General features: G+C 53.9%; 8 protein-coding genes. 4 read left to right on the forward strand and 4 right to left on the reverse strand.

From position 1 onward, the window contains the following. Window positions 1–8: 8 nt before the first annotated feature. Window positions 9–1,658: a phosphoglucomutase (alpha-D-glucose-1,6-bisphosphate-dependent) gene (pgm, locus tag ACWHYD_RS07265; RefSeq protein ID WP_447965241.1), complete on the reverse strand. Its 1,650-nt coding sequence runs from the start codon at window positions 1,656–1,658 to the stop codon at window positions 9–11. Window positions 1,659–2,711: 1,053 nt separating this feature from the next. Here pgm and ACWHYD_RS07270 point away from each other — a divergent pair. Then, window positions 2,712–4,082, forward strand: a complete 1,371-nt coding sequence (locus ACWHYD_RS07270) for an alanine/glycine:cation symporter family protein (RefSeq protein ID WP_447965242.1) — start codon at window positions 2,712–2,714, stop codon at window positions 4,080–4,082. A gap of 151 nt (window positions 4,083–4,233) precedes the next feature. On the opposite strand, the gene ACWHYD_RS07275 is transcribed toward ACWHYD_RS07270, so the two are convergent. Continuing rightward, window positions 4,234–4,524, reverse strand: a complete 291-nt coding sequence (locus ACWHYD_RS07275) for a hypothetical protein (RefSeq protein WP_447965243.1) — start codon at window positions 4,522–4,524, stop codon at window positions 4,234–4,236. Between the two features lie 271 nt (window positions 4,525–4,795). Between ACWHYD_RS07275 and ACWHYD_RS07280 the strand changes: the two genes are divergently transcribed. Beyond that, window positions 4,796–5,311, forward strand: coding sequence for a hemerythrin domain-containing protein (locus ACWHYD_RS07280; protein WP_447965244.1), 516 nt, complete (start codon window positions 4,796–4,798; stop codon window positions 5,309–5,311). Between the two features lie 80 nt (window positions 5,312–5,391). Continuing rightward, window positions 5,392–5,841 (forward strand): DUF1499 domain-containing protein, encoded by a 450-nt coding sequence (locus ACWHYD_RS07285; RefSeq protein ID WP_447965245.1) that lies wholly within the window; start codon window positions 5,392–5,394, stop codon window positions 5,839–5,841. Window positions 5,842–6,375: 534 nt separating this feature from the next. Here the strand turns inward: ACWHYD_RS07285 and ACWHYD_RS07290 are convergent. Both ACWHYD_RS07290 and fdhD read right to left on the reverse strand, forming a co-directional pair. Beyond that, a complete protein-coding gene (locus ACWHYD_RS07290; protein ID WP_447965246.1) occupies window positions 6,376–8,733 on the reverse strand; it encodes an FdhF/YdeP family oxidoreductase in 2,358 nt (785 codons plus the stop codon). Further along, on the reverse strand, window positions 8,648–9,625 hold the full coding sequence (fdhD, locus tag ACWHYD_RS07295; RefSeq protein ID WP_447965247.1) for a formate dehydrogenase accessory sulfurtransferase FdhD: 978 nt from the start codon (window positions 9,623–9,625) through the stop codon (window positions 8,648–8,650). The genes ACWHYD_RS07290 and fdhD overlap by 86 nt, the downstream gene beginning before the upstream one ends. Window positions 9,626–9,966: 341 nt before the next feature. Between fdhD and ACWHYD_RS07300 the strand changes: the two genes are divergently transcribed. Beyond that, a complete protein-coding gene (locus tag ACWHYD_RS07300) occupies window positions 9,967–11,400 on the forward strand; it encodes an SDR family oxidoreductase (protein WP_447965248.1) in 1,434 nt (477 codons plus the stop codon). The last annotated feature ends 146 nt before the right edge of the window (window positions 11,401–11,546 follow it).

Genomic DNA, 11,546 nt, shown 5'->3' on the forward strand with positions numbered 1-11,546 from the left:
GGAGTTGATTACGATGCTGATTTCAAAACCTTGGTAATCAGGGCATGGGCCTCTTCCTGGATTTGCTTAAGATGCGTGTCGCCTTTGAAGCTCTCCGCATAAATTTTATAGACATCCTCTGTTCCAGAGGGGCGGGCGGCAAACCAACCGTTTTCCGTCATGACTTTCAGCCCGCCAATGGCACTGCCCGTTCCCGGTGCCGAGGTCAGGATGCCGGTAATCTTTTCCCCCGCGAGTTCGGATGCCTGAATTTGCTGTGGCGCAAGTTTTTTCAGAATGGCCTTCTGCGCGGGTGTGGCCGGGGCATCAATGCGCTGGTAGACAGGGATGCCCAGTTCTTTGGTGAGGTCGAGGTAGAGTTGGCTGGGATCGCGTCCCGTTTTGGCCATCATTTCTGCGGCTAACAGATCCAGGATGATGCCGTCCTTATCGGTCGTCCACACGGTGCCGTCACGACGCAAAAAGGAAGCGCCGGCACTTTCTTCTCCTCCGAAGCCGACGGACCCGTCAAGCAGCCCATCCACAAACCATTTGAACCCGACCGGCACTTCAACCAGACGCCTTCCTAACTTAGCGGCAACCCGATCAATCATGCTGCTACTCACCACCGTCTTTCCGACTGCGGCATCTTTCCGCCAGCCGGAGCGTTGTGTGAATAGATATGAAATTGCCACCGCGAGGTAATGGTTGGGATTCATCAGCCCCGCCGTGCGCGTAACAATTCCATGACGATCATGGTCGGTATCGTTGGCGAAGGCAATATCGAAACGATCCTTTAAAGCAATCAGTCCGGCCATGGCGTGAGGGGAGGAACAGTCCATGCGAATCTTTCCATCCCAGTCCAGATTCATGAAACGAAACGTCGGATCCACGCCTTCATGCACGACAGTGACCGGAAATCCGTAGCGCTCGGTGATGGGTCCCCAATAGTCCACGCCTGCGCCGCCAAGGGGATCGACCCCGATGGACAGTTTCGCATCGCGAATGGCCTCCATATCAATCACCGCACCAAGATCGCCAACATACGCCCCGACATAATCATGCCGGTGTGTGGTCGAGGACCGGCGGGCCTTCTCATACGAAATGCGCTTCACTCCGCGCAGGTTGTCGGCCAGTAAGGCGTTCGCTTGCGTCTCGATCCATGTGGTCACGTCGCCATCAGCCGGCCCGCCATGGGGCGGGTTATATTTGAATCCGCCGTCTTCAGGCGGATTGTGCGAGGGTGTGATGACAATGCCGTCGGCTAAGCCCGTCTTCCGGTCACGGTTATAGGTCAGGATGGCATGGGAAATAACGGGAGTCGGGGTGTACCCGTTGTCACGGTCTACCATCACGATCACACCATTGGCGGCCAGCACTTCCAGCGTACTTGCCAGGGCCGGCTCGGAGAGCGCGTGCGTATCCATGCCTAAAAAGAGAGGCCCGTCAATATGCTGTTGCTGTCGATAGAGGCAGATGGCCTGGGTGGTCGCCAGGATATGCGCTTCATTAAACGAATTCTTTAATGAAGAGCCGCGGTGTCCCGATGTGCCAAAGGCCACGCGTTGTTCCGGCACAGCCGGGTCGGGTTGACCGGTGTAATAGGCGGTGACCAGCCGGGGGATGTTGGCGAGCATGGATGGTTGGGTGGGCTCTCCTGCAAGGGCACTGACCTTCATGTTGATCGCTCCGCGTCCAGAGATGAATGAATGTGACATCTCCTGATTTTCAGGAGGAGGGGGCATACCTTACCGATATTTATCAAAGGATTCAAAGCCTTCATTCTTTCTCATGCCGACCTGGTCGTGTCAAAGAATGGGGTGCGGCCTTCTATTCTGTTTGGGACCTGTTCGGCATGGCAGGAATCTCAACGAAGGCTTCATGATCTCAGCTCTTATTTGAGTCTTATCAACACTTTTTTAGAAATTCTGTGGATAAGAAAATCATTGACATCGGCATCTTTTCCACGGACATCAATGGGCATCGGTGTGGAGACACATGTCAAGAAAAAAATACGATTTCTACCTTTACGCCTACGCCAAAAAACCCACACCACTCCCTGTAGTGGTATAAATTTTTTTTTATACAATGCCTAAAACAGTGGCAATCTGCTGGTTTCCTTTTTAATCCTTAGAAAAACATGCGGCTCACGCCTGCTTTCACCAGGTTATACACAAAATTTGGGGATGAGTGTTTTTGGCCATGGTCTGAATTTTGCCGACCTCAAAAATCAAGGCTTTTTATGTGATGGCTGCCAATCACGAGGAGTCAAAGGGGTGATGGTGCTCAATCATCTCAACACTATTGCCATTCTTGTTCGTTTCCAACCTTTTTGCCAGCCCTTAATGAATTCGACGGGAGAAAATTGTTGATGTGCCAGTTTGTTCTGACCATACCTTACATCCCGATATCCTATGAACGTTGTTATCCTGACCCATTCGGCATAACTCAGGGCAGGGTGCACCGAAGGATCTCGCTGAGCTTCCGCATCGTCAACTGGGATCTGCTTCGCCATGGGCTCAGCATGACAAGGTGGATAGGGTCTTGCCTTTCGTTGCAGGTCAGAATGGTGAAGTGAGATTTTCACTCTGAATGACTCATGCTCCTTTTCTTGAAGAGCCGTTGCAGAACCAATCACATCATATTTGTATACACAATGCACCTCATTGGTAAAATAAGCGGTGCTATACCGTCACCCTCCTGCTTTTTCTTCTACCGGGAAATAATGCCGTATGGACTCCCTTGAATCCTTCGTGTCGACCGTAGCCGGTTGGGTGTGGGGTCCGCCCATGTTGATCCTGTTGGTCGGCACCGGGTTGTATCTGACCATTCTGCTAAAAGGCCTGCAGTTTCGTGTCCTGCCGCATGCGCTGAAGTTAGTGTTTCACAAAGAGCCGAGTGCCAATGGCGACATCAGCCATTTTGCGGCGCTCATGACCGCCTTATCAGCCACCGTGGGTATCGGAAATATTGTCGGCGTGGCAGCCGCCATCACGCTCGGGGGGCCCGGAGCTGTCTTTTGGATGTGGATGACCGGTCTGGTGGGCATGGCGACCAAATATGGCGAAGCCGTGCTGGCGGTGAAATACCGTGAGCAGGGCGAATACGGGATGCGTGGCGGGCCCATGTATTACCTGGCCAAGGGTGCCGGGCTGCCGTGGTTAGGGTGGCTCTTCGCTGTATTCACAGCCTGTGCGGCATTTGGCATCGGCAATATGACACAGGCCAATGCCGTGGCCGGGATTGTTGAGTCGACCTTTCAGATCCCGCCCTGGATCACCGGGGTGGTGTTAATGAGCCTGACCGGCCTTGTGATATTGGGCGGCATCACATCCATTGGCCGGTTTACCTCCGTATTGGTGCCATTCATGATTGTGGGGTATGTGTCATCAGCCCTGGTTGTCCTGGTCCTGCATGTGACGGAAATCCCGCAGGCCTTGGCTAGTATTGTTTATCACGCGTGGAACCCGATTGCCGCCGGAGGCGGGTTTGCCGGCGCCACGATGGCTGCCGCCATGCGCTACGGGTTGGCAAGAGGCGTGTTTTCGAATGAATCGGGCCTGGGGTCTGCGCCTATTGCCGCTGCTGCCGCACGCACAGACGATCCGGTCCGACAGGCCCTCGTCAGCATGACCCAGACCTTTATCGATACGCTGGTGGTCTGCAGTATGACGGCGTTGGTCATCCTGACCGCGACTCCATGGACTCAAGGTATTGATCCGGCTCAACTCACCAGCGCCAGCTTCGGGGAAACCCTTGGTCACACGGGAGAACTCATTGTCACGTGTTCCATCACGCTGTTTGCCTATTCGACCTTGATCGGCTGGAATTACTATGGTGAGAAAGCCATTGAGTATCTGATGGGGACGAGGGCAATCGTGTATTACCGCGTGATCTTTGTCGGGGTCGTCCTGCTCGGCGCCACATCCAGGTTGGAACCGGTGTGGAATGTGTCCGATATCATGAACGGCATGATGGCCATTCCGAATCTCATCGGGTTGTTGCTCCTGGCAAAGATTATCAAACAGGAAACAGTACGCTATTTTAACCTGCAAAAGATGGGCACAGGTTCTTCGCGTTCTCTTCCTCCTCCTCCTGTGTAATGCGGGGAAGGGAAAACTGAATACCCCCATCAAACCGGCCGATCAACAATCCGTGTGCGGATTATTCACGCCACCGACTCTTCTAAAATTTGTCTGTAGGGTTGAGGGTTGGTACCTGTGTTCACCACAGGCTGCCAGGTTAGATCGGGTATCAGGAGTGAACAAACCAGTGCCCCAATTTCAATAGGGCGTAGGGTGCCAGGTAAAAAGACAATACGGAAATCACGACACCTGAGATGGCTCCGGACAGTCCGCTCATGAACACCCCGATCAGGGGAAGCAAAAATACGATCAAAATCATGGCCAGGGCAATACGCTTGTGGTGTTCGTAGAAAGCCTGGCGTCGGTCACTCTTGAGCGAATCGGAAAATGATAAATCGGAAGGAAGTGCCATCCGTACAGTATAGACAAACAGGGTGTTGATTGTGAATGTATTCCTCAATTCTGACAAGAGAATTTCATGGTGCCTTAAAGGAGATGCAAAAACGCGATTCTCCCCCATGAACCACCCCATGCAGACGAAAGAGTCCCACGCCTCCCAAACGCACACGCTCCCTGGGATTCAGACAACCTACAGGCCCTTGAACAAAAGATAGTCAACCTCATCCGTTTTATACATTGGGCGAATGACATTCTCCTGATATAGATCAATAAGAAAGATTGGGCGAAAGATGTATTCATAATATTCCTAATAAGGATAAGGAGAATTGTTTATGGTCACAAAAACTCAGAAAGCTCAGGCAGCACAAGTCACCGACATGCTTCGCAAAGACCACAAAAAAGTCAAAGGGCTTTTTAGGAAATTTGAAAAGACGGATAATGCCCGGGAGAAGCAAGAGATCGTCGACATGGTGGTAACGGAGCTTGAAATTCATGCGGAGTTGGAGGAAAAGATTATCTATCCGGCCGTTCGCTCGAAAATGAATGACGAAGACCTGATGGATGAGGCCATCGAAGAGCACCATGTTGTGCATGGCGTCATCGGGGAACTGAAAAAAATGAAGCCGGGTGACCAACGCTATGATGCGAAAGTGACGGTGCTCGGCGAACTCTGCAAACATCATATTCAAGAAGAAGAGGAAGAGATGCTGCCCAAGGCAGAAAAGCGGGATATCGACTGGGACGGTCTCCACCAGCAGGTGATGAAACGGAAAGACCAACTCATGGAGAAGGCGGGGTTGTCTTCCAATGGCGCAAGCACGAACTCGAAAGCGCGGAAAAAGAAATAGGAAAAGCACACCCGCGTGCGCTCAACCGCATGTCACACAAAAACTTCAACAGTCCATTGATCGGGAGGCAATCATGCCGGGTGACGGCATGGTTGCCACTCAGAATAATGCTTCTGTGCCTGATCCCGGCGGTAGCCATTGCACAGGGAGCACTAGGGGAGGAGTTGATCGTGAGTGGGAGGACATTCTCATGCCCGGACAGGCCCAACTGTGTTTCCACAATGGCTGTGGCGGAAAGCCATGCGATTGCACCCTATCGATATCAAGCATCATTGGAGGAAGCCAAAGCCGAGCTGAAGCACATTTTCGCTCAATTACCTCGCACGGAATTGGTGAGGGAAGAGGAGGATTATCTTCAGTACGAAGTCAAAAGTTTTCTCTTTGGTTTTGTGGACGATGTCGAGTTGTGGCTGGATGAGGCCACAAAAACCATTCACTTCCGTTCAGCCGCTCGCAGCGGCTACTACGATTTCGGGGTCAACCGAAAGCGAATGGAAGATGTGCGACAAATCCTGAATGGCAAGCTATAGCAATAGCAATAAGTATGCAATATTCTGCAACCTCAGCATAAAGCCCGTATGGGTCCTCAATGCCATATCTCCCAAACTATGCATTAAGGGGCAGTTGAAAAAAGCCGCCAGCGCCGTTCTCGCCATTTTTCCGTGCTCACGTACTGGAAGTACGCTCTGCGCGCAAAAATGCCTCTGGCCTTCCCATCGGCATGACTCAGGGCAGGGCTGGACGAACTTTTTTGAACCGCCGCCGAGACCTCTGATAGACAACGTGGCTGGAGGTCAATTTGCCCTTGGAAATTATTATTATTCAGCACTCCCATTAAACAAATTCATTGTCATCTTGAGTGAAACGCAGGATCTAGCCAAGGCATAGCCGCATCCATCTGTCGACCGGCTCTTTCTTTTGGCTCTCCCCTTCCCCATTTCCGCCGGCCATCACCGGACAACAGGTGTTGTCATCCCTCGGGAGCCGTTTCAAGCTGAGCCGGATCCTTCGGAGGTCTCAGGATGACAACATTTCGAAGTGCTTCTATCTTTTTGACCGTTTATTTAAGTATGGGAAGGAGGAGTGTACGTGGTGGGGTGGATGGTGACGACGATGGATTTTGAGGTGGGAGTGTTGCTCTTGTCGGCGACGCTGTCGATGGGGATGAGCACGTTGGCTTCGGGGAAATAGGTTGCCACACAGGTCCGGGGAATGGGGTAAGGGACCACGACAAAGTGTGAGGCTAATCGCGTTTGACCTTTGTGATGGCTGATGATGTCCACTGCGTCGCCTTTGGCAAATTTTCGTTCTTCCATATCCTGCTCATTCATGAACACCACCCGTCGGCCGGCTTTGATGCCACGGTACCGGTCATCCAACCCATAGATGGTGGTGTTGTATTGATCGTGGCTGCGGATGGTCATCATGAGCAATTGATCGGGTGCCAGGTGAATGTCCGGCATCGGGTGGACGGTGAACCGGGCTTTACCGGATGGAGTGGGAAATTGTCGGGCATCACGGATCGGATTGGCGAGATAGAATCCCCCTGGTTTGTTGACGCGTTCGGTATAGTGCTCATGTCCGGGGACGACCTGGCTGATGAGATGGCGAATGGCATCATAATCGTGGATGAGTTCGTCCCAGTTGATGTGGTTCCCTGGTCCTTCTTTGTTGGTGAAGGTGGCCTTCGCGAGGCTGGCGACGATATCGACTTCACTTTTGAGAAACTTGGATACCGGCTCAAGTCGGCCCTGTGAGGTCTGGACGATACCCATGGTGTTTTCCGTGGTGACATATTGGGGGATGTCATCTTGAAGGTCCCTGTCGGTGCGTCCCAGGGCCGGAAGGATCAGAGCCTCGGTTCCGGTAACCAGATGAGCCCGATTGAGTTTGGTGGAGATGTGGACGGTGAGCCGGCAGCGGGAAAGCGCCTGCGCGGTATAGGCCGTATCCGGTGTGGCCGAAAGAAAGTTTCCGCCGAGAGCCATGAAGACCTTGGCTTTTCCGGCATGCATGGCCTTGATGCCTCGCACCGCGTCATGGCCTCTTTTGGTGGGTGGCTGAAAGTGACAGGCCTTTTCGAGGCGATCCAGAAATTCCGGAGAGGGGTTCTCGGTGATGCCCATGGTGCGATCGCCCTGCACATTGCTATGCCCACGGACGGGGCAGGGGCCTGCACCTGGTTTGCCGATGTTGCCACGCAGTAGGAGGAAGTTAATGATTTCCTGCATGTTGGCCACGGCGTTTTTATGTTGGGTCATGCCCATGGCCCAGGTGCAGATGATACTCTTGGCCTGTTCCGCAATATCGGCGGCCTTCTGAATGTCCTCTCTGGCAATGCCGCTGCCTTCCTCAATTTTCTCCCATGCGATGTTTCGTGTAATGGTGGCGAAGTTGTCAAAGCCTTCGGTGTATTCCTGTATGAACGAAAGGTCGAGAATAGAGCCAGGATTCTTTTCTTCCCTCATGAGCAGTTCCTTCATGATGCCTTTGAGCAGGGGGACGTCGCCGTTGATTTTGACGGGGAGAAAGAGCGTGGCGATCGGGGTTCCCTGGCCCAGCCAGCTAGTGACTTCCCGGGGATGAATGAACCGGGTGGTGCCGGCTTCGGGAAGCGGGTTGATGCTGACAATCTGACAGCCTCGCCGGGCGGCCTGTTGAAGCGTGGCGAGCATACGCGGATGGTTGGTGCCGGGATTTTGTCCAAGAATGAAGATGGCGTCGGCCTTGTCGAAATCGTCGAGCGTGACGGTGGCTTTGCCGATGCCGATAACTTCTTTTAACGCCACGCTGCTGGATTCGTGGCACATGTTGGAGGAATCGGGCAGATTGTTGGTGCCATAGAGTCGCGCGAAAAGTTGATAGAGAAATGCGGCTTCGTTGCTGGTACGACCCGATGTATAGAAGATGGCTTCGTTGGGATCGTCGAGGGCATTGAGGTGCCCGGCGATGGTGTCAAATGCCGTGGCCCAGGAGACGGGATGATAATGCGTATCTTCGCCCCGTTTGATCATCGGGCGGATGAGGCGTCCCTGCTGTCCAAGCCAGTGATCCGATTCCCTGCCCAGTTGCTCCAGGGAATATCGTTGGAAAAATTCTTTGGTGATGACGGTGTTGGTGGCTTCATGGGCGACGGCTTTGACGCCGTTTTCACAAAACTCGGTGATGGCCCGCGCACCATCAGGATCGGGCCAGCCACAACCCGGGCAATCAAATCCTTGCTTCTGATTGACCTTGAGGAGGGCCTGGCCACCGCGCATGAAACCCAGTTCGTGCGTGGTATGTTTGAGGGAAGTGAGAATGGCGGGGATGCCGCCGGCGCACGTGGAGGGCGCGTCAAGTTGAAGGCCGTGGCCATCTTCGATCGGGATGTTCCACGGCGGGGTTGACGGGGCTTCCGGTATGTCGCGTTGTTCGTCCACCTTTGTCCTCTGGTTGTGGAGCCTGGTGAGCTTGAATTCGTCCGAAGTCGTGATAGACCGTCATGCGTTGATGGTCTAAAAACCCCACCAAGGTCATGTTGAATTCTTCTGCCATCTGCACCGCCAGCGTGGAGGGTGCGCCCACGGCGGCGACAAACGGGATGCCGCCCATAGAGGATTTCTGCATGAGTTCGAAGCTGGCCCGCCCGCTTACCAGCACCACATGGCGATGCAGGGGAAGACGGTTATTCATCAAGGCCCACCCTAGAACTTTATCCAGGGCATTGTGCCGTCCGACATCTTCCCGCAGACAGAGCAACGTGCCCTGTTCATCGAACAAGGCTGAAGCATGACAGCCCCCCGTTTGCTTAAAGAGCTGTTGCTGCGCGGCCATGCGTTCCGGCAAACAGAATAGCATGTTTTGTGTGACGGAAGGGGAAGTCAGCATTTTAATGTTTTGGCCAAATGGATTGTTGATTTTAAGGGCCTCGATGGAAGTTTTGCCGCAGATCCCGCAACTGGAAGTCGTATAAAAATTCCGGTCCATCGTCGCGGTTTTCACCGACACGCTGGAGTGCAGCTTTACCCGCACGATATTCTGAAAGTTCTGCCCCTCGACGATTGGTCCACATGGTCGAATCTGTTTGATGTCGTTCCATTCAGTAATGATGCCTTCGGTGAACAGAAATCCTGCGGCCAGTTCCGAATCGTGGCCGGGAGTGCGCATGGTAATCGAGATACTTTTCCAATAAGCCTGGCCGTCGGCCCAATACTCCAGCCGAATTTCAAGCGGTTCTTCAATTGCTAACTGGTCTGCTCTGGCGTGTGCAACCGGGCGGGAGGAATCGGCGAAAAAGGTCGTGCCCTGCGTCGGATAGAGTTTGGTTGCCATGCTCCCAACCTCTTTATCGTTGAATGGCTAGGCGCCATTGGTGTCACTGTAGATCTTGTTATTATAGCTCCCTTCATTACTCTTATGCACGGCAGAATTTCTTCGTGGTCAAAGAAGACCTGATGCGGAGAATTCCAGGTCTCGATTGCATGGTCTTCCCTATCATCGACAATGGACCCTGAGACAATCGACGGACCTCGTCAGGCCATAAGTCATTTCGTCTTCGGTCACACTTACCCCGGTTTGAGGTTTTTGATGGCTATATTGTGCGGCTGCTGTACACTTCTTCTCTTTAGACGACAGATTTCCTGATACGATAGGGAATGCTCAAGAGGTGACATATGAAAATACTGCTGACGGGAGCGACAGGATATGTGGGCGGGAGACTGCTGCATCGGCTGGAGCAGCATGGCCGGCAGGTGCGGTGCCTTGCCCGGCGACCGGAGTTTTTGCAGTCCAGGGGTGGTCCCGGCACAGAGGTCGTCGCCGGTGATGTGCTTGATCCGGCCACCTTGGCGACCGCCATGTGTGGAGTGGAAGTGGCCTACTACCTGGTGCATTCCATGGGGGAGTCAGGAAGTTTCGAGGCTGCGGATCGTGAGGCTGCGGACAATTTCGGCCAGGCTGCGCGCGCGGCTGGTGTGGGACGCCTCATTTACCTTGGCGGTTTGGGCGATGACCGGGAAACATTGTCTCCTCATCTGCGAAGCCGGCATGAGGTGGGAGAAATTCTTCGGCAATCCGGTGTGCCGGTCGTGGAATTTCGGGCCTCCATCGTTCTTGGCTCCGGCAGCTTGTCTTTTGAGATGATCCGGGCGTTGGTGGAACGGTTGCCGGTGATGTTGACGCCACGCTGGGTTCATGTCCCTGCCCAACCGATCGCAATCGATGATGTGCTGGCCTATTTGACCGGAGCGCTTGACCTGCCGCTGACGAACAGCCTGGTTCTGGAGATTGGCGGTCTCGATGTGGTGTCGTACGGGGATTTGATGCGGGAATATGCCCGCCAGCGACAACTGCGTCGGTTCATGGTGCCTGTGCCGGTTCTCACGCCACGATTATCCAGCCTGTGGCTTGGACTCGTGACGCCGTTGTATGCGCGTGTTGGGCGCAAACTCATTCAAAGTATCCGGTATCCCACGGTGGTTCGCGATGACTCCGCGCGACGGGTGTTTGCGATCGAGCCCATCAGTGTGCGCGATGCCATCGCGCAGGCGTTACGGAACGAAGATTCGAAATTGGCGGAGTCACGATGGTCGGATGCAAACTCTGTAGGCGGAGGAGCCCGTCAATATGGCGGTGTGCGATTTGGTAACCGGTTAGTGGATGTGCGCAGACGGCATGTGCCTGTTCCGCCGGCTGACGCGTTTCGCCCTATTCAACGAATCGGCGGGAGTACCGGCTGGTACTACGGTAACTGGCTATGGACCCTTCGTGGGTGGTTGGATCTCTTGGTAGGGGGCGTGGGTCGTCGCCGTGGTCGGTGGGATCCGGAAGCCTTGCGGGTGGGGGACGTGGTGGATTGGTGGCGGGTGGAGGCCATCGAGCCGGGGAGGCGTCTCCGGCTCTTTGCCGAAATGAAATTGCCCGGACGTGCCTGGCTTGAGTTTCTCGTGGAACCTGAAGGCGCCGGCTCGAAGATCACGCAAACAGCCAGTTTCGATCCGATTGGTCTAGGAGGTTTGGTGTATTGGTATGGGATGTGGCCTGTGCATGAACTGGTGTTTCGCGGAATGATAAGAGGGATTGCCCGCGAAGCGCAGCGACAGGACTGAAAGATAGGACTGTGCACGAGGCCCTGGATCAGGGAAGGATTAGTGGACCCCTGAGTGGAATAGACCTGGCGAGCTTATGCTTCGATTCAGTTAAAGAATAGCAGAAGCTGTACATATCATCATAAGGAAGGGCTGTGCGCTCACTT

The organism is Nitrospira sp. Ecomares 2.1, assembly GCF_965152585.1.

Excerpts from the sequence above, each read along its gene's own strand:
- pgm (WP_447965241.1), bottom strand. The coding sequence starts at position 1,658 with ATGAAGGTCAGTGCCCTTGCAGGAGAGCCCACCCAACCATCCATGCTC.
- ACWHYD_RS07270 (WP_447965242.1), top strand. The coding sequence starts at position 2,712 with ATGGACTCCCTTGAATCCTTCGTGTCGACCGTAGCCGGTTGGGTGTGG.
- ACWHYD_RS07280 (WP_447965244.1), top strand. The coding sequence starts at position 4,796 with ATGGTCACAAAAACTCAGAAAGCTCAGGCAGCACAAGTCACCGACATG.
- fdhD (WP_447965247.1), bottom strand. The coding sequence starts at position 9,625 with ATGGCAACCAAACTCTATCCGACGCAGGGCACGACCTTTTTCGCCGAT.
- ACWHYD_RS07300 (WP_447965248.1), top strand. The coding sequence starts at position 9,967 with ATGAAAATACTGCTGACGGGAGCGACAGGATATGTGGGCGGGAGACTG.